This is a genomic window from Peptostreptococcus equinus (assembly GCF_027125355.1).
In the GTDB taxonomy this organism is placed as follows: Bacteria; Bacillota; Clostridia; order Peptostreptococcales; family Peptostreptococcaceae; genus Peptostreptococcus; species Peptostreptococcus equinus.
In genome coordinates, this window is the sequence record NZ_CP114052.1 from 1404800 (window position 1) to 1425043 (window position 20244).

A 20244-nucleotide genomic window follows, 5' to 3' on the forward strand; every position below is an offset into this window, starting at 1 on the left:
TCTTTTTAACGTGGCTACGTCCTATTCTCCCAGGCAGCTTCCCACCAAGTACCTTCAGCGCTAAAGAGCTTAACTTCTGTGTTCGGTATGGAAACAGGTGTATCCTCTTTGCTGTAATAACCACATATTTAATTGAAAGTTTGTACCTTCAAAACTGAATATATTATGTATTATGTCATCTTTTTTGGTCAAGTCCTCGATCTATTAGTATCAGTAAGCTATATACATTGCTGCACTTACACCTCTGACCTATCAACCAGGTAGTCTTCCTGGGATCTTAACCTTGCGGTGGGAAATCTTATCTTGAAGTTGGCTTCGCGCTTAGATGCTTTCAGCGCTTATCCTTTCCATACATAGCTACCCAGCTATGCCCTTGGCAGAACAACTGGTACACCAGAGGTATGTCCATCCCGGTCCTCTCGTACTAAGGACAGATCTTCTCAAATTTCCTACGCCTGCGACGGATAGGGACCGAACTGTCTCACGACGTTCTGAACCCAGCTCGCGTACCACTTTAATGGGCGAACAGCCCAACCCTTGGGACCAACTACAGCCCCAGGATGTGATGAGCCGACATCGAGGTGCCAAACCTCCCCGTCGATGTGGACTCTTGGGGGAGATAAGCCTGTTATCCCCAGGGTAGCTTTTATCCGTTGAGCGATGGCCCTTCCATTCAGAACCACCGGATCACTAAGTCCGTATTTCTACCTTGCTCGACCTGTATGTCTTGCAATCAAGCTCCCTTTTGCCTTTACACTCTTCGTACGATTTCCGACCGTACTGAGGGAACCTTTGAGCGCCTCCGTTACCTTTTGGGAGGCGACCGCCCCAGTCAAACTGCCCACCAGACAGTGTCCCAAGACCAGATTCATGGCCTATGGTTAGAGTCCCAATACTACAAGGGTGGTATCCCAAGGCTGACTCCATCAAAACTGACGCCCTGATTTCATAGTCTCCCACCTATCCTGTACATGTAGTATCGAAACCCAATGTCAAGCTACAGTAAAGCTCCATGGGGTCTTTCCGTCCTGTCGCAGGTACCCGGCATCTTCACCGGGATTACAATTTCACCGAGTCTGTTGTTGAGACAGTGCCCAAATCGTTACGCCTTTCGTGCGGGTCGGAACTTACCCGACAAGGAATTTCGCTACCTTAGGACCGTTATAGTTACGGCCGCCGTTTACTGGGGCTTAAGATCACTGCTTCGATTGCTCTAACAGATCCCCTTAACCTTCCAGCACCGGGCAGGCGTCAGCTCCTATACATCGTCTTGCGACTTAGCAGAAACCTATGTTTTTGGTAAACAGTCGCTTGGGCCAATTCTCTGCGGCCCCATTTCTGGGGCACCCCTTATCCCTAAGTTACGGGGTCATTTTGCCGAGTTCCTTAACAACAGTTCTCTCGCTGGCCTTAGGATACTCTCCTCACCCACCTGTGTCGGTTTGCGGTACGGGTACCTTTAATCTCGATAGAGACTTTTCTCGACAGTGTGAAATCAGCTGCTTCGCTACTTAGTTTCGCTCCCATTCGTATCCTAGCATTAATCAAACGGATTTGCCTATTTGATCTGCCTCAATACTTAGACACACATAACCAACAGTGTGCTCAGCTTATCCTACTGTGTCATCCCATCTCTCAAACGATTATCGGTAGTACAGGAATATCAACCTGTTATCCATCGCCTACGCCTTTCGGCCTGAGCTTAGGTCCCGACTAACCCAGGGAGGACGAACCTTCCCCTGGAAACCTTGGGTTTACGGCCTGAGGGATTCTCACCCTCATCTCGCTACTCATGCCAACATTCTCTCTCCCATACTGTCCACAGCTCCTTACGGTACTGCTTCATCCTGCATGGGAAGCTCCTCTACCCATCATATTTGATGCCGTAGCTTCGGTAGTATGTTTTAGCCCCGGAAATCTTCGGCGCAGGATCACTCGACCAGTGAGCTATTACGCACTCTTTAAATGAATGGCTGCTTCTAAGCCAACATCCTGGTTGTCTATGCAATCCCACATCCTTTACCACTTAACATACATTTTGGGACCTTAGCTGACGGTCTGGGCTCTTTCCCTTTCGACTATGAACCTTATCACCCACAGTCTGACTCCTGAATAAAAGATTATGGCATTCGGAGTTTGATAGTCTTCGGTAAGTGCAATACCCCCTAGGACATTCAGTGCTCTACCTCCACATCTCTACATTCAAGGCTAGCCCTAAAGCTATTTCGAGGAGAACCAGCTATCTCCGAGCTCGATTGGAATTTCACCGCTACCCACAAGTCATCCCCGCACTTTTCAACGTACGTGGGTTCGGACCTCCGCGAAATTTTACTTTCGTTTCATCCTGCTCATGGGTAGGTCGCCCGGTTTCGGGTCTACGTCATGTAACTAATTCGCCCAGTTAAGACTCGCTTTCGCTACGGCTACACACCTGAAGTGCTTAACCTTGCCACATAACGTAACTCGTTGGCCCGTTCTACAAAAAGTACGCGGTCACGCGAATAATGCGCTCCCACAGATTGTAAGTGTAGGGTTTCAGGTTCTATTTCACTCCCCTCCCGGGGTTCTTTTCACCTTTCCCTCACGGTACTATTCACTATCGGTCACTAGGTAGTATTTAGCCTTGGTGGATGGTCCCACCTGCTTCCCACAAGGTTTCACGTGTCTCGTGGTACTCTGGATCATGTCGGAGTCTTCTTGCTTTGTTTACGGGACTATTACCCTCTGTGGTCGAACTTTCCAGAACTGTTCTACTCACAATACCTCTCCTTTGTGACATGTCCGCAACCCCAAATTAGTAAACTAACTTGGTTTGGGCTCTTCCGCGTTCGCTCGCCGCTACTTACGGAATCGAATTTCTTTCTCTTCCTTCAGGTACTTAGATGTTTCAGTTCCCTGAGTTCCCCTCCATAGACTATGTATTCATCTAGGGATACTTGAACATTACTTCAAGTGAGTTTCCTCATTCAGAAATCTTTGGATCAAAGTGTATGTGCCACTCCCCAAAGCTTATCGCAGCTTATCACGTCTTTCATCGGCTCCTAGTGCCAAGGCATCCGCCCTACACCCTTAATAACTTGACCAGTTATTATTGAGATTTTTCTAAATTTAAGACTTACGTCTTGTTAAGAATAATTGGTGTTTTTACAAGTTTTCTCTTGGATAGATTACTATCATTTTATTAGATGTCATTGTATATCACAATATATTCAGTTTTCAAGGTACAATACTCGTTTATCTTTTTGTATTCTTTAAGATACTCCTTATAAAATACTCAGTCACATACTAATTGTATGTTCCATCCTATTTTTTAAGTGCGTCTCTTAAATTATATCAAAAATATTTCACGAGCTTTATGATACTTATTGAAAGTATTTTTATTTGAAGTTTTCATGTTAAATGAACCTTCAAAATTGAACAGCAGGTAATTCTCCTTAGAAAGGAGGTGATCCAGCCGCACCTTCCGATACGGCTACCTTGTTACGACTTCACCCCAGTTATCGACTCCACCTTCGACGATTTCCTCCTTACGGTTGGATAATCGGCTTCGGGTGTTTCCGACTCCCATGGTGTGACGGGCGGTGTGTACAAGACCCGGGAACGCATTCACCGCAGCATTCTGATCTGCGATTACTAGTAACTCCAGCTTCATGTAGGCGAGTTTCAGCCTACAATCCGAACTGAGAATGGCTTTAAGGGATTAGCTCCACCTCACGGTTTGGCAACCCTCTGTACCACCCATTGTAGCACGTGTGTAGCCCTAAGCATAAGGGGCATGATGATTTGACGTCATCCCCACCTTCCTCCAGGTTATCCCTGGCAGTCTCTCTAGAGTGCCCAACTAAATGCTGGCAACTAAAGACAAGGGTTGCGCTCGTTGCGGGACTTAACCCAACATCTCACGACACGAGCTGACGACAACCATGCACCACCTGTCACTTTAGCCCCGAAGGGAAGGTGTGATTAAACACCGGTCTAAAGGATGTCAAGCTTAGGTAAGGTTCTTCGCGTTGCTTCGAATTAAACCACATGCTCCGCTACTTGTGCGGGTCCCCGTCAATTCCTTTGAGTTTCACACTTGCGTGCGTACTCCCCAGGCGGAGTACTTAATGCGTTAGCTGCGGCACCGAGGGGGGTAACCCCCGACACCTAGTACTCATCGTTTACGGCGTGGACTACCAGGGTATCTAATCCTGTTTGCTACCCACGCTTTCGTGCCTCAGTGTCAGTTGCAGTCCAGAAAGCCGCCTTCGCTACTGGTGTTCCTCCCAATATCTACGCATTTCACCGCTACACTGGGAATTCCACTTTCCTCTCCTGCACTCAAGTCTTCCAGTTTCAGAGGCTGACTACGGTTGAGCCGTAGGCTTTAACCACTGACTTGAAAGACCACCTACGCACCCTTTACGCCCAGTAAATCCGGATAACGCTAGCCCCCTACGTATTACCGCGGCTGCTGGCACGTAGTTAGCCGGGGCTTCCTCACAGGGTACCGTCATTATCTTCCCCTGCAACAGAACTTTACGATCCGAAGACCTTCATCGTTCACGCGGCGTTGCTGCATCAGGCTTTCGCCCATTGTGCAATATTCCCCACTGCTGCCTCCCGTAGGAGTTTGGACCGTGTCTCAGTTCCAATGTGGCCGATCACCCTCTCAGGTCGGCTACTGATCGTTGCCTTGGTGGGCTGTTATCTCACCAACTAGCTAATCAGACGCGGGTCCATCCTATACCGCTAACACTTTGATACATCTACGATGCCATAAATGTACATTATCATGTATTAGTAAACTTTTCAGTATGTTATCCATGTGTATAGGGCAGGTTACCCACGCGTTACTCACCCGTCCGCCGCTCAACTTAAAGATGCAAGCATCAATAAGTCGCGCTCGACTTGCATGTGTTAGGCACGCCGCCAGCGTTCATCCTGAGCCAGGATCAAACTCTCATAAAAAATTTGTTCTGCGCTCAGACTATTGTTATCTCTAAAATATCTGGCTTGGTTTGTTTGTGGTTTAAATCTTGAAAAACTATTGTCTTATCAAGTTTAAACGATTAATCAATTTGCTATTTAAAGCTTATTGAATTAACCTGCTGTTCAATTTTCAAAGTTCATTTCAGTCGTTTGTGACGACTTATTAATAATAACATTTTTTATTTTTATTGTCAACACTTTTTTTAAAAACTTTTTATTTTCTTTTCTTAAGTTTTTCACTAAAAATGCTTTCAAATGAAATGTTGTCATAATTTTTTTCTAATGAAATTTATTAAAATCTCACTTAATCCTTTTTATTATGTTTTCCTTTTCTTAAAGGACAAGTAATACTATATCATCTCAAAATATAAGTGTCAATACTTTTTTTAAACTTTTTTATTTTTTTAATTTTTTTAGGTCCTATGATTAATTGTATAAGACTTTAGATAGACTTTTAAATCCTTACACTCTACTATACTATATGCTTACACTTTACTTAGTGTATTAAAATATCTAATACTCTTAAAGATTAACCCAATATATTTTTCACTAAGCCAAATATATTGGGTTTTAAGATGGAGTTTTTTAAAAACTATAATATAAATTTTAAACCGTATAATTTAGTTACATAATTTAATTATATAATTTAACTATATAATGTAAGTATTATATATATTGTTAAAATTATGCAATTAAATAAAAGATTATTACTACTATATATAATAGCAACAAAATAAAACGATAATGTTAAATCCTTAAAATAATATTTGTTCAAAATCATTTGATAATTTTTATCAATCTCTAGTTTAACTCTTCTTTTTTTAATAAATATTTTTTATTATAAATACCGTAATTTTAATATATTGTATCAATTTGAGTCATTTATAAATTTCTTTTTTTATTTGTTTCTATATATGGTATAATATTCACGTTAACATTAAATATAAATACTATATATGCAAACTATTATAGAAAAAGTAAAATTAAATTAATTTATATCTTATTTATGCATTTTGTATACAAAAAGTTCTTGTATATATATTATTATTATGTTATCATCAAATTGTAGATGATACACATAATCATTTATTAATTTTAGGAGGTGCTATTATGACAGCGTGGAATAGCTTTAAAACAGGAAATTGGACAGAAAATATAGACGTTCATGATTTTATTAATTTAAACTATAAGCCTTATGAAGGAGACGATTCTTTTTTAGAAGGTCCTAGCGATGCTACAACAAAATTATGGAGTGAAGTTAGCGATAAGTTTAAAGAAGAAATAGAAAACGGAGGCACATTAGACGTAGATACTGATACTATATCTGGTATTGATGCCTATGATCCTGGATACATAGACAAAGCTTTAGAACAGATAGTTGGTCTTCAAACTGATGCTCCTCTAAAGCGTGCTGTAATGCCATATGGTGGTATAAGAATGGTAGAAAATTCTTGTGAAGCCTATGGTTACAAGTTAAATCCAGAAATAACAAAAATCTTTACTAAATATAGAAAGACACATAATCAAGGTGTATTTGATGCCTATACAGATGAAATGAAAGCTGCAAGAAGAGCTGGTGTAATAACTGGTTTGCCAGATGCTTATGGTAGAGGTAGAATAATAGGCGACTATAGACGCGTGGCTTTATATGGTGTAGATTTACTTATAGAAAAAAAGAAAGAAGAAAAATTATCACTAGCTGATAAGCCAATGACTGAAGATATTATCAGACTTCGTGAAGAATTATCAGAACAATTGGTAGCCTTAAACAAATTAAAAAATATGGCTACATCATATGGTTTTGATATATCTAAGCCAGCAACAAATGCAAAAGAAGCTGTTCAGTGGCTATACTTCGCTTATCTAGCAGCAATAAAAGATCAGAATGGTGCTGCTATGTCTCTTGGTAGAACATCTACATTCTTAGATATCTACATTCAGAGAGATTTAGAAAATGGGATAATAACAGAAAAAGAAGCTCAGGAATTGATGGATCACTTTGTTATGAAATTAAGATTAGTTAAGTTCCTTAGAACTCCAGAATATAACGATTTATTTTCAGGAGATCCAACTTGGGTAACAGAATCAATCGGTGGTATGAATGCTGATGGTAGAACTTATGTAACTAAAAATTCATTTAGGATACTAAATACATTATATAATATCGGACCATCACCAGAACCAAACCTAACTGTTCTTTGGTCAACAAAGTTACCTCAAAACTTCAAGAACTTCTGCTCAAAAGTTTCAATCGATACTAGTTCAATCCAGTATGAAAATGATGATTTAATGCAAGGATTCAACGGCGATGATTATGGTATAGCGTGTTGCGTATCTCCAATGAGAATCGGTAAGCAAATGCAGTTCTTCGGGGCAAGAGTTAACTTAGCTAAGACACTTCTTTACAGTATCAATGGTGGTATTGACGAAAAATCAGGTGCACAAGTCGGACCAAAGATGGATGTATTATCTGACGAAATATTAGATTATGATAAGGTAAAAGAAAGATTTGATTCATATTCAGCTTGGCTAGCGGGATTATATGTAAATACACTAAATGTAATTCACTATATGCATGACAAGTATTCATATGAATCTCTTGAAATGGCTTTACATGATATGGAAATCAAGAGAACAATGGCTTGTGGTATAGCTGGACTTTCAGTAGCGGCTGACTCTCTTTCAGCAATAAAATATGCTAAGGTAAAGGCAATAAGGAATGAAAATAATATAGTTACTGACTTTGAGGTTGAAGGAGACTTCCCTAAATATGGTAACAATGACGACAGAGTTGACTCAATTGCAGTTGATTTAGTAAAATCTTTTATGAACAATGTGAGAAAGCATAAGACTTATAGAGATGCTATACATACACAGTCAGTTCTTACAATAACTTCAAATGTTGTATATGGTAAGAAGACTGGTAATACACCAGATGGTAGAAAGGCTGGAGAACCATTTGCTCCAGGAGCTAATCCAATGCATGGTAGAGATACTCATGGTGCTCTAGCATCATTATCTTCAGTAGCAAAACTTCCATTTGAAGATGCACAAGATGGTATTTCAAATACATTCTCAATCGTACCTGGTGCTTTAGGTAAAAATAAGGACGAGAGAATATCTAACCTATCAACAATGATGGATGGATACTTTATTCAGAAAGCTCAGCATCTAAACGTAAATGTTCTTGACAAGGCTACTCTACTTGATGCTATGGAAAGACCTGAAGAATATCCACAGCTTACAATCAGAGTATCTGGATACGCTGTAAACTTCATCAAACTTACAAAAGAACAACAGATGGATGTTATAAATAGAACATTCCACGGTAAAATGGCTTAAGCAAATTTGTTTGATTGTAATATGAGGTTGAATTAAGAATATATAATTATTAAGGGGGCTTGTCCCCCTTTTAATAAATAGAAAGTGAAGTGATAATAATGGCAGTGATGGGAAGAATACATTCAGTAGAAACATTTGGTACAGTAGATGGGCCTGGTATAAGATATGTTGTATTTGCACAAGGTTGTAATCTAAAATGTAAGTTCTGCCACAACAGAGATACATGGGAAATGAACGCAGGAAAGTTAGTCAGTTCCGACGAAATAATAGAAGATATGTTAAAATATAAATCATTTTATAAAGATGGTGGAATTACTATGTCTGGCGGTGAAGCTGCCCTACAAGTTGACTTTGTTAGAGATATCTTCAAACAAGCTAAAAAACACGAAGTTCATACCTGTCTTGATACAAACGGCTATCTAGATGTAGAAAGAATAAAACCAATATTAGAATATACTGATTTAGTCTTATTAGATTTAAAACATATGATTCCTGAAAACTCCATTTGGCTTACAGGAGCACCTTCTGAAAAAGCGCAGATACTTGCTAGATACTTAGATGATGTAAATATACCTGTATATATAAGACATGTACTAATACCTGATATAACAGATAGTGAGGAAAATCTTACTAGAATGGTTAATTTTGTAAAAACTCTACATAATGTAGTAAGGTTTGAATTTTTACCTTATCATATCATGGGTGTCTCTAAATGGGAACAGATGAATAAAGAATATGAGTTGAAGTATATTAGACCTGCTACCCAGGAAGATGTAGATAAGGCAAAAGCACTTTTTATAAAAAATGGCTATGACCACTTTGAAAAATAAATAAAATATACTAGTATAAAAAAAGCTGGCATAATGCCAGCTTTTTTTATTTTATCCTAAATTTAACACTTGTATTTTTTTATTTGAATTATCTTTAAAGTAATCAACCTCCCTATTATCATGGCTTATGACAATAAGAGTTTTATCAATTGTATTTCTTAATACAAAACTCATTATTTTTTCTTTTGTTTCCCTATCTAAACCTTTAAATGGTTCATCCATAATAATGGTATCACAGTCATATAAAATAGACCTCAAAATACTAATTCTTCTTTTCATTCCACCGCTTAATTGACTAATTTTTGTAAATAAATCTACATTTACATCTATATCTTTTAGATAATTAACAATACTATCTCTATTTATATCCTTATTTACTAATCTCAAATTTGCTAATACTGAAATATTATCTATCAGTAAATCATCTTGAAACACTGACCCAATTTTTCTATTACCTATTCCCAAAATTTCACCTTTGTCAGCTTGTTCTAACCCCAAAATCAATCTGAAAATTGTTGTTTTACCTATACCTGATTTACCTTGTATAAAAAAAATACTTTTATTTTCAATATTTAATTTGAGATTATCTAGTATCAGTTTATCTCCATAGTACTTACTTACACTATTAAACTTAATATTCATACTACACGCCTCCACCATCTAAGTAACTTACCTTACAACTAATTATTCAATAAAAATATGAAAATATTATTTAGTATACACATGAAAAACTTTCTGAATGCTATACTTATTAAAACTATGGTAATAGTCCACGCAAATAAATCTGCTGTATTAAAGTATATTTTTGCATTATACAAGTTTTCTCCAATAGAAACTTGAGGATTTGCTATTAATTCTGCTGCTATGCCCGCTTTCCAACATAGTCCCAGTGATGTATTACATCCCGCCTCTATGTAAGGTATTAAATGGCTTAAATAAATATATCGTATCTTATTATAAATTGATATATTATAAACCTTAGACAAATCTATCATATCTTTTGATATTGAATTAATACCTGAGCATAAATTTTTATAAATAATTGGAAAAACCATTAAAAAACTTATAAATAATGATAAATATTGACTAGATAACCATATTAACAAAAGTATTATAAATGATACTACAGGTACAGTATGGGCCATAACTACAATAGGCTCAAGTAAAATTGAAAACACCTTACTTTTGTGTGAAATAAATGAAATTAAACTAGAAAACATTAGCGCTAGTAAAAATCCTCCTGATATTTTTATAAATGAATTAAGTAAAGATCGCCAATAACATACTTCTTTAATTAATTCTATCAATCTAGTCAAAGTAGAAATAGGAGATGCCAAAAGCATCTCCTCATTTACCAATACGCTAGCAATATGCCAGATTACTATCCAAAATAGAATAGCCCATATAAAATATTTTTTGCTATCATTTTGTGTAATAGAAATCTTCACCTGGCATTTTACCCCCTATCATATCCTTATTTTCTTTGTTTAATATTTCCAAATAAGCTTTCATAGAATCTTTCATTTCTTTACCATCTATATATTTAATATTAGATTTTGGTATAGCCAACTTTGCTACAGCCTCTGGTACTATTTTATTTTGTCCTATTAGCTTAGCCGATTTTTCTATATCAGTATTTGTATATTCCATAGATTTTTTATATTCCTCCATAAATAATTTCACTTGATCTGGATGTTTTTCAGCAAAATCTGTTCTTACAACCATTACTCCAGTAATCATAGAATTCTTTGTATCAGGATTGGCAACATACCATTCCTTTGTCATATCTGCAAATACATTTATATCTTTATTCTTTAGTCTTGCCGCACTTACAAAAGGCTCTGGTAACATCGCTACAGCATTTTTATTCTTTTCTAATGCTGCCAGACACTCTGTATGTTCTTGCTTATATTCTATATTTACATCTATTTGAGGATCTATATTATATGATTTTAATACACTATTTAACACTATTTCAGGAGTTGCACCCTTTCCACTTAGATATATTGTCTTACCTCTAAGATCTGGTATTGATTTAATATTCCCACTTTGATCTACCATATATAAAACACCTAAAGTATTTATAGCCATTACCTGAACCTTACCCTTTGTCTTATTATACAATACAGACGCTAGATTAGAAGGTATAGCTGCCATATCTACTTTGCCCTTTATTATCAATGGACTGATCTCATCAATAGAATTTGAAATCTTTATATCATATTTTTTATCCTTTTTATTTTTCTGATCATCTATAAGCTTTACTATACCCATTCCTGTAGGTCCTTTTAATGCTTGTACTTTTACAAGTTGATCAGCCTTAATATTTTTCGAATCGGACTTTTGTACATTATTTTTGTCTTCTTTAGAGCAAGCACTCAAAGTTGTTATTACAATTGCAAAAGTTATTAGTAATGATAAAAATTTCTTAAATCTATTCATTTTTTTCTCCTTCATAAAATATTTGTATATAAATTAAATTATAGCCCATATATTTTAATAATTAAAGTTTATTGTTTTTTACTTATTAGAGTTTGCCTTTAATTTATAAAGTAATTCAGATACATTTTCACCCTTGATTGGATGTATTAAATATGGCTCTATATCCTTTAAAGGCTCAAGTACGAAATCTCTAATATGCATTTCTGGATGGGGAATCTTTAATTTTTCATCAAAGATTACTTGATTATTAAACAATAGTATATCTATATCCAAGGTTCTTTCCCCCCAGTGTCTTTTTCTTTCTCTTCCAGATGCCTCTTCTACACTTTTACAAAAGTATAATAGTTCATAAGGATCATATATGGTTTCTATTTTTGCAGCAGCATTCATGAAATTAGGCTGATCAAGAACACCATACGGTTTTGTTTCAATATACTTTGAAATAGCTATCTCATTAATATATGATGATTCCATCAGGTTTTGACAAGCAAAATCTAAATATGCTTTTTTATCGCCTAAATTTGATCCTAGACCCAAATACGCAATATTTCTCATTCTTTTTCTAGTAACACTTACATCAGAAAAAGGTGTCGATATTGGTGCATTTGGTTTATGAACAGTTATTTCAATGGATTTAATCATTGCAAATGTAGTTAATAAATGTAAAGTCAAGTTATTCACTAGACTTTCCAATAAATCAAACTGATTATTTGTACAATACTCTACTATCTCATTTGTAACATCAGCATAACTAACTGTATTTTCTATATTATCCTTATCTACAATTTCTCTTAAGTCATATTGACAATCTATATAAAATAATTGGCCTATCTGTTTTTCACTTTCAAATACACCATGATAAGCAAAAAATTCTATACCGCTTACTTTGATTGTATCCATTTTTTTTCCTCCAATACTGACTTACAAATCTTTATTGCATCAAGATTTTCTGCTACATCATGTACCCTTAGAAAAGATCCACCCTTTAAAATTCCAATTACACTAGTAGCTATAGTTCCCGCTGTTCTTTGATCTACAGTCCTGTCTGTTACCGCACCGATTACAGATTTCTTTGAAGTAGCTATCAAAACAGGATAACCAAAAGAACATAATTCTTCTGTTCTATTTATTACCATTAGATTTTGTTCATATGTTTTTTGAAAACCTACCCCGCCATCTAGCATTATTTTATTTTTGTCTATACCAGCATCTTTTGCCATTTGGATGCACTCTCTCATATCATTCATATAATCTGACCAAAAGTCACTATAATCCGCTTCTTTTCTATTGTGCATCAAACAGCAAGCCAAATCAAATTTTGCAATTTGATCAGCCATAGTCCCATCATATTTCAAGCCCCATATATCATTTACTAAATCAATTTTTGAACCTACTTGCTTTATCACACCACTTTTGTAAGTATCTAATGAGATTGTAGTGTCAAAATTAGCCCTTATTTTTTCTATTACTGGTAGAACCCTCTCAACTTCTTCATCATCAGATATTTTAGTATAACCTGGTCTTGTAGATTCACCTCCTATATCTATAATGGATGCACCATTATTTATCATTGACTCCGCTTGAAATAAAGCAGAATCTAAACTATTATACTTTCCACCATCAGAGAATGAGTCAGGCGTTACATTCAATATCCCCATTATATATACATTGTTTTTAGTATCAAAATTTTTATTTCCAATTATCATAGTAAAACCCCCTTATTCTTTTTTTCTTCTGACCATTTACACTTGCTACTTGCAGGACATAGGTAGCAATTTCTACTCTTTTTATCGGCAAATTTCAGCAATTTTCCCAAAAGATTTACTTCTACATTATTATGGCCTATAATAGCATTTTTAATATTTTCTATTTCATCACTAGAAAATCCTACTTGTTTTAGTATTTTTTCAGATATTTCAGAGCTTGCTATAGCATGTTTTTTTCCACCATTATATTCTTCTACTCTACCTAAATCGTGCAGTAATGCACAAGCATATATATGATTTCTATCCAATCCTAAATTTTCTTCTATATTAATTAATTGCATACTTCTAGCAACATTAAATAAATGCTCTAAGTTATGTAAACAAAAAATTCTATTCTCTTCTAATCTATCTATTTCTTTTATATAATATTTAAAATCTGGATTTGAAAGTATTGCATTTATCCTTTTACTTTTCTCATTATATTTATCTTCTAGTATTTTAATATCAAAATCTTCCATATTATCCCTTTTATAAACTTAATTAATAAAATTTATCAAACATCTATTTGTAAATATAAATTTTAAAAATTTTTACCTATTAAATCGACAAAGCCATATAGCTTTGCCGATAAGTAGTTATTTAATCAATTCTCTGATTGTAGCCTGTAGATTATTGTCTGTCCTAAATACACCTCTACTAGCATGTGTCACAGTCTTTGCTCCAACCTTTTTTATACCCCTCATAGACATACATGTGTGTTCTGCTTCAATTATTACCATTACACCCTTTGGATTTAATTCTTCTACAATTGCATTAGCAATTTGAACTGTCATCTGCTCTTGTATCTGTAATCTTTTAGCATATACATCCACTAACCTTCCCAGCTTGCTAATACCTACCACCTTACCATCTGGTATATAGGCAATGTGTACCTTTCCAAAAAATGGCATCATATGGTGTTCACACATAGAATAAAATTGTATATCTTTTTCCAATACAAAATCCGTATCCTCTGAATTAAACACTCTGCTTAAATGATCTGATGGCTTTTCCTCAAATCCAGCTAGAATTTCTTCATACATTTTTGCAACTCTCTTCGGAGTTTCCACCAATCCCTCTCTATTGGGATCTTCACCTATCGCTTCAATAAGCATTCTCACAGCTTCTTGAGTCTTTTCTATATCAACCATTAACCCACCTACTTAACTATATTATTTGCTCTATTTTCAATATAACTTATAAAATTTTTTATTCTCATTATATTCTTTGAATATACATAATATTATTATAGCATAAGTAAGCTTATTATATTACAAAGAAGCCTTGTATTTATCTCTTACAATGTTAGCTGTATTATGTTTTTTGAATATAATCTTACCTACGCTTTTTACAGGCATTACCCCCATTAGCGAATTTGTTAAAAAACATTCATCAAAATTCTCTAATTGTTCAACAGCAATTATTACCTGACTTACTTCAAAATTTTCAATTACAAAGTCTCTAACCGTTCCATTTAATAGACCACATTCGATTTTTGGAGTGAAAATTTTGTTGTCTTTTACAAAAAATATATTTGAAGAGGTACATTCACAAATTTCATTATCGCTATTTAAAAATATAAAATCATTTTTATTATCTTCTAGAGCTTTTCTCTTTTCGTATATACATTCTCCATAATTCAAAGTTTTATGATAAACAAATGGAGAGGTATTTGATCTTAATATTTTACTAATACCCAAAACAAATCCTTTATCGTAATCTTTTTGGTTATAAGTATAATTTCTTAACTCAAAAACAGTATTTTCTGAAGATACCATAATTTTCAATACAAAATTTATCATATTGATAACTTCATTTTTTTTAGTTTCACTTTCTATATTTCTATTAAAAATATTTTCATTTAAATAATTTAGCACCTCTTCTTTACTTATCTTCTTATTTATTGAAAAAAATTCCAATGAACTATTTAATCTTTCTAAATGCTTATCCAAAAAAATTGCTTTTCTATTTTTTACGTGAATAGTTTCAAATAGACCAATGCCAAACTTATATCCTTCGTCTAATTTTATAAATTTATCCACATTGTCCACCTCTTTTTACACAATTTAAAGCATTTAACAGAGCTTTGGCCTTTTGTTCAGTCTCTTCGTACTCAAACTCCAAATTTGACTCACAAGTTATTCCACCACCTACACCTATATGATATTTTCTATCTTTATATAGGGCTGTCCTAATCACAATATTTAAATCACAATCTCCATTTAAGGATATATATCCAATTGAACCGGTATAAATATTTCTTCTTGATGCTTCTACTTGATCACTCAATTCCATAGCTCTATATTTAGGTGATCCTGTAATAGAGCCTCCTGGAAAACTTGCCTTTAAAATATCTGCAAAATTATATTCATCTTTTAATTTTCCTTTTATTTGAGCTACTAGATGAAATACTGTAGCATATGTCTCTACATCAAATAAATCTTCTACTATAACAGAACCAGGAGTACAAATTTTATTTAGATCATTTCTCTCTAAATCAACTATCATTAATAACTCACTTTTATCCTTGTCAGAATTTTTTAATTCTTCTTTTAAAAGTTGATCTTCATAAGGATCTTCACCCCTTTTTCTAGTGCCTTTAATAGGTCTAGTAAGTAGGTTTCCATTCTTATTTAATAAAAATCTTTCAGGTGAAGCTGAAATAATTTTAAACCCATCATAATTCATATAAGCCCCAAATGGAGATGGATTGTTCTTTCTTAATATTGTAAAAAACTCATATGGATCTATACCACACTCTATACATATTTGTCTAGTCATATTCACTATATAAATATCTCCCTCAATTATATAGTGAATCATTTTATCAATAGCTTCCTTATAATCTTTTTTGCAAAAATTGGAACTTAAAGAATAATTTTCGTTTTGTTCTTTGATAATTTCGGATTTATCTTTATTTTTAGCCTCATTTTTTTTGCTATTAGCTATTTCAATTATCTGTAGCAATTTATTGGAAGATTTTTCTTTTTCCTCTAATTTACCATTGGATATTATGTATAATTTTTTCTTGTATAAATCTTCTATTAAAAAATTATCATAAAAATAAACTCTGGCTTTATCTATTTCCAATTGATCTTTATGCCTAGATTTAATACCCATGATATCCATACCATAGTCATAAGAAAAATAAGCTATAGCACCTGAAATTAATGGAATATCTGTCTTATTATCTTCTTTATTATCCTTTAAATACTGACTTAAAAAATCTATTAATGTATTTTTTTTTAATTCATCATTTACATAAAATCCATCATACTTTTGAACTAATTTTAAATATGGATTAAGTCCAATAATAGAATATCGTCCTAATTCATTTTTCAGTGAAGAATCTAAAAAAACAGAATTTTCGTCTTTATTAAAATAAGTATATATGTTTTCAATAGGTGGATATTGATCTAGTTCAATTATTTTAGTCATTTTTTGCATACCACCTTTCGCATATATTCACAAAGTTTTTCAACATTTTATGACCATATTCTGTCAATGCTGCTTCTGGATGAAACTGTACACTATATATAGGATACTGTTTATGTGACATAGCCATAAGTACATCATCACTGGATATTGCATTAATATTAAAATTATTTTTAACGCTATCTTTATTTACAATTAAAGAATGATAACGTGTAACATTTATATTATTTTTTATATCTTTAAAAATATTCTCTTCACTGTGATTTATCTTATATATCTTTCCATGAATTGGCTTCTTACCTTTTTCAATTTTTGCTCCAAAATAATATCCTATGGCCTGATGCCCTAAACACACACCGAGTATAGGCTTAATTTCTTTAAAATAATCAATTGCTTTCAAGGATAAAGTTGCATCTTTTGGATGACCTGGACCTGGTGATATTATTATTCCCTTTGGATTTAAATCAATAATATATTGTAAATCAACCTCATCAATTCTTTTTATTTGAACTTCCACTCCGATTTCTTGAAAATATGCATAAATATTATACACAAAGGAGTCGTAGTTATCTAAAATAAAATACATTTCTACACCTCTTTCATACAATCAAAGTCGTTATCCTAAAAAGGTCCGTAACTTTGCCTTTTAATTTTTCTATTATTATTGTACAAAAAAAGTGCCACTAATGCGACACTTTTTCATATTTATTAGTCTTTTTTGAAAACAACTTTTCCATCTTCAAATTTTTCTATTACAGCTTGGCTATATACATCATAACCCAATGATCTATAATGCTTTCCACCTTCTTGGAATGCTTTTTCTATAGCTATACCAACACCAATTACTTCAGCGTCAGCTTGCTTACATAGTTCCATTAGACCGTTTAGAGCTTGTCCCTTTGCTAGGAAGTCATCTATAATTAGGACATTATCTTCACTACTCAAAAATGCCTTATCTACTCTTATATCATATTCTTTATGCTTTGTATATGATATTACCTTGCTAGAAAAAACATCATCTGACAAAGTAAGTGAATCAGATTTTTTAGCAAAAAGAACTGGAACATTTAAATATGTTGCAGCAGCAAAAGCAACTGCTATACCTGATACTTCAAGAGTTAATATCTTATTAATACCCATACCTTTAAAATGTTCGTAAAAATCTTTACCCATTTCCATAAATAGGTTTGGATCAATTTGGTGATTTAAAAACTTATCTACTTTTAATATGTTTCCTGAAAGGACTCTGCCTTCACTTAATATCTTATTTTCTAATAATTCCATTATTTAACTCCCTTTCTTTTGTCAACTAGTACTATATTTAATATTAAAGCTGCAAGAGTACCAGTAGAAATACCTGATGATAAAATCATCTTAAGTGCTTCTGGAAGTCCATTTAATATATCTGGCTTGACTGTTACTCCTATACCTAGAGCAAAAGAAACTGAAATTATCAGTAGTTCTCTATCTCCAAGTTTAACGCTTGATAATGTTTTGATACCTTGAGCTGCAACTAAACCAAACATAATTACACCTACACCACCCAATACTGGTGAAGGCATTACAGCTATTAATGCACTCAACTTAGGGAAAAATCCTAAGATAGTAAGTATTATACCAGCAACTATCATAACATGTCTACTAGCAACTTTTGTAAGAGTAATTAGTCCAACATTCTGAGAAAATGAAGTATTAGGGCCTGCGCCAAATAAACCTGATATCATTGATCCCACACCATCACATAAAACTCCTGACGCTACTCTATCACTTGAAAGTTCTATTTTTGAAGTTTCACCAATAGCTTTCATTATACCTACTGTACCAATTGTAGAAACTACATAAGCTGGCACAAATGACAGTGTAGATGCTAAGTCAAACTTAAATCCATAACGTAATATATTTGGTATTGCAATCCAGTCAGCATTGGCCACTGATGTTAAATCTACCATACCTAAAGGTATACATACTATATATCCAAATACCATACCTATAAATACGGCTGCAGTACTCATGATTCCTTTGCCATAGTGGTTTAAGAATAGAGTAAATAACATTATTACAAATGCAACACTTAGATTTTTAAGTGAACCATATCCAGGAGAACCAAATCCTCCAGCTGCCCAATCAATACTTACAGGAAGCAAAGTGATACCTATTAATGATACAACTGTACCTGTAATTAGAGGTGGGAAAAACTTCATTAGTGGCTTTATAAATCTACTTAAAATAATTTCAACAAGTGAGCCTGTGATTGTAGCAGCAACTATACCTGCAATTCCAAACTTTGCTCCGACACTAATTGAAGGATTAACAAATGTAAAATCTGTTCCCATCATTCCTGATACTCGTGAACCTACTGGACCTACACCCTTTGATTGAAGAATTGTAGTCAAACCTGAAGCCAAAATTGTAGCCCCTACCATGATTGATGTCTGTTCAACATTTAATTTAAGTGCTGCACACACAACAAGTGGTACAGCAATTATACCTGCAAATGCAGCTAAAATATGCTGAAAAGCCAATATTAATGTGATAGCAAAAGGTGGCTTATCATCAATCTTATACTGTAATTCATCGAATGAATCTTCTGTTGTTAATTGAATTTCTTCGTTCATCTTTCCTCCTAAAAAACTATTTAATTTTTTACTATAATAATAACTCTCAAAATAAAAAAAGACCTCAAACTATAGTAGTCAGAAAGTCTTATAAATATATATAAACGCGATCTAACTCATTGTCTATTTTTTACGGTTATAGGTAGAAACGCCCTGCCATATCCAGAGCATAAATGAGTAAATTTATTATTTAGTAAGTGTAGTTCTATTCTATACTAAATATAATTGTTTGTCTATACCATCACATATAAAATGTATATATTTTTATAAAAACGTACGTATTTTTATGAAAATATATATATTTTTTCAACTCTTATTAACAGATGACTAGCTTATATAAAAAAGGAATCAATTAAATTGATTCCTCTTCTATTAATAATTTGTCTTCTCTTTTCTCACAATACAAATCGCAGCTTTCATGAATTCCGTCGCAAATTCTATATTCTCCGCCATCAATAAAAAGTAATTTGCCTTCTATGATTGCTTTAGCTATTTTCTTTCTTGCATTATTATATATACCTTGTACAGTTGTTCTAGCTACTTTCATTTGTTTAGCGCATCGCTCTTGATTAAACCCTTCAAAGTCAATTAATCTAATTGATTCATACTCGTCTATTGTTAAGTTTACAGTGTTATTATCGCCTATCCTTAGATCGATTGGTCCGAATGTGCTTATTTTGGGAAGAGAGCAAACATTTCTCCATTTTATAGGCCTCGGCATTTTTCCCTCCATTTTTTTAGTAATTTTCTTATAGTATTATACCACACTTTAAGTTATTTTCAAGTATATTACCTATCAAAAGCTCAAAAATGCACTTTTTTTTTTATAAATTTTAATGAAATAAATTATATTTTGACACA

The 20244-nt window shown here is 33.8% G+C and carries 15 protein-coding genes, 3 rRNA genes and 1 riboswitch; of the genes, 2 read left to right on the forward strand and 16 right to left on the reverse strand.

Annotation, left to right across the window (positions count from 1 at the left end):
• Positions 1-8: 8 nt before the first annotated feature.
• The 3 genes from rrf to O0R46_RS06940 form a co-directional block, all read right to left on the reverse strand.
• Positions 9-125: ribosomal RNA gene (gene rrf / locus O0R46_RS06930) — 5S ribosomal RNA — on the reverse strand.
• 59 nt (positions 126-184) lie between these two features.
• A 23S ribosomal RNA gene (locus O0R46_RS06935) occupies positions 185-3083 on the reverse strand.
• Between the two features lie 355 nt (positions 3084-3438).
• Positions 3439-4953 (reverse strand): 16S ribosomal RNA (locus O0R46_RS06940).
• Together the 16S, 23S and 5S rRNA genes form the textbook arrangement of a ribosomal RNA operon.
• A gap of 1131 nt (positions 4954-6084) precedes the next feature.
• Here O0R46_RS06940 and pflB point away from each other — a divergent pair.
• Both pflB and pflA read left to right on the forward strand, forming a co-directional pair.
• The gene (pflB, locus tag O0R46_RS06945; protein ID WP_269311008.1) at positions 6085-8316 is read left to right on the forward strand and encodes a formate C-acetyltransferase; all 2232 of its coding nucleotides are present in this window, start codon (positions 6085-6087) and stop codon (positions 8314-8316) included.
• Between the two features lie 98 nt (positions 8317-8414).
• The gene (pflA, locus tag O0R46_RS06950) at positions 8415-9146 is read left to right on the forward strand and encodes a pyruvate formate-lyase-activating protein (protein ID WP_269311009.1); all 732 of its coding nucleotides are present in this window, start codon (positions 8415-8417) and stop codon (positions 9144-9146) included.
• Between the two features lie 51 nt (positions 9147-9197).
• On the opposite strand, the gene O0R46_RS06955 is transcribed toward pflA, so the two are convergent.
• From O0R46_RS06955 to O0R46_RS07015, 13 genes are all read right to left on the reverse strand, one after another.
• Positions 9198-9788, reverse strand: coding sequence for an ATP-binding cassette domain-containing protein (locus tag O0R46_RS06955; protein ID WP_269311010.1), 591 nt, complete (start codon positions 9786-9788; stop codon positions 9198-9200).
• Between the two features lie 38 nt (positions 9789-9826).
• On the reverse strand, positions 9827-10594 hold the full coding sequence (locus O0R46_RS06960; RefSeq protein WP_269311011.1) for an ABC transporter permease: 768 nt from the start codon (positions 10592-10594) through the stop codon (positions 9827-9829).
• Positions 10569-11588, reverse strand: a complete 1020-nt coding sequence (locus O0R46_RS06965; protein WP_269311012.1) for an ABC transporter substrate-binding protein — start codon at positions 11586-11588, stop codon at positions 10569-10571. Before O0R46_RS06965 ends, O0R46_RS06960 begins: the two co-directional genes overlap by 26 nt.
• A gap of 78 nt (positions 11589-11666) precedes the next feature.
• On the reverse strand, positions 11667-12488 hold the full coding sequence (gene folK, locus O0R46_RS06970) for a 2-amino-4-hydroxy-6-hydroxymethyldihydropteridine diphosphokinase (RefSeq protein ID WP_269311013.1): 822 nt from the start codon (positions 12486-12488) through the stop codon (positions 11667-11669).
• Positions 12470-13294 (reverse strand): dihydropteroate synthase, encoded by an 825-nt coding sequence (gene folP, locus O0R46_RS06975; RefSeq protein WP_269311014.1) that lies wholly within the window; start codon positions 13292-13294, stop codon positions 12470-12472. Before folP ends, folK begins: the two co-directional genes overlap by 19 nt.
• Positions 13291-13812 (reverse strand): HD domain-containing protein, encoded by a 522-nt coding sequence (locus tag O0R46_RS06980; RefSeq protein WP_269311015.1) that lies wholly within the window; start codon positions 13810-13812, stop codon positions 13291-13293. Before O0R46_RS06980 ends, folP begins: the two co-directional genes overlap by 4 nt.
• 117 nt (positions 13813-13929) lie before the next feature.
• Positions 13930-14484, reverse strand: a complete 555-nt coding sequence (gene folE, locus O0R46_RS06985) for a GTP cyclohydrolase I FolE (protein ID WP_269311016.1) — start codon at positions 14482-14484, stop codon at positions 13930-13932.
• Between the two features lie 120 nt (positions 14485-14604).
• On the reverse strand, positions 14605-15375 hold the full coding sequence (locus tag O0R46_RS06990) for an aminotransferase class IV (protein WP_269311017.1): 771 nt from the start codon (positions 15373-15375) through the stop codon (positions 14605-14607).
• Positions 15368-16771, reverse strand: a complete 1404-nt coding sequence (gene pabB, locus O0R46_RS06995) for an aminodeoxychorismate synthase component I (RefSeq protein ID WP_331275573.1) — start codon at positions 16769-16771, stop codon at positions 15368-15370. The genes O0R46_RS06990 and pabB overlap by 8 nt, the downstream gene beginning before the upstream one ends.
• Positions 16764-17354: an anthranilate synthase component II gene (locus O0R46_RS07000; RefSeq protein ID WP_269311019.1), complete on the reverse strand. Its 591-nt coding sequence runs from the start codon at positions 17352-17354 to the stop codon at positions 16764-16766. Before O0R46_RS07000 ends, pabB begins: the two co-directional genes overlap by 8 nt.
• A gap of 122 nt (positions 17355-17476) precedes the next feature.
• Entirely contained in the window at positions 17477-18052 is a 576-nt protein-coding gene (locus O0R46_RS07005; RefSeq protein WP_269311020.1) for a xanthine phosphoribosyltransferase, read from the reverse strand.
• The gene (locus O0R46_RS07010; RefSeq protein WP_269311021.1) at positions 18052-19383 is read right to left on the reverse strand and encodes a uracil-xanthine permease family protein; all 1332 of its coding nucleotides are present in this window, start codon (positions 19381-19383) and stop codon (positions 18052-18054) included. Before O0R46_RS07010 ends, O0R46_RS07005 begins: the two co-directional genes overlap by 1 nt.
• Before the next feature lie 99 nt (positions 19384-19482).
• Positions 19483-19580: riboswitch (purine riboswitch) on the reverse strand.
• A gap of 155 nt (positions 19581-19735) precedes the next feature.
• On the reverse strand, positions 19736-20104 hold the full coding sequence (locus tag O0R46_RS07015; protein WP_331275574.1) for a DUF134 domain-containing protein: 369 nt from the start codon (positions 20102-20104) through the stop codon (positions 19736-19738).
• Positions 20105-20244: the final 140 nt, after the last annotated feature.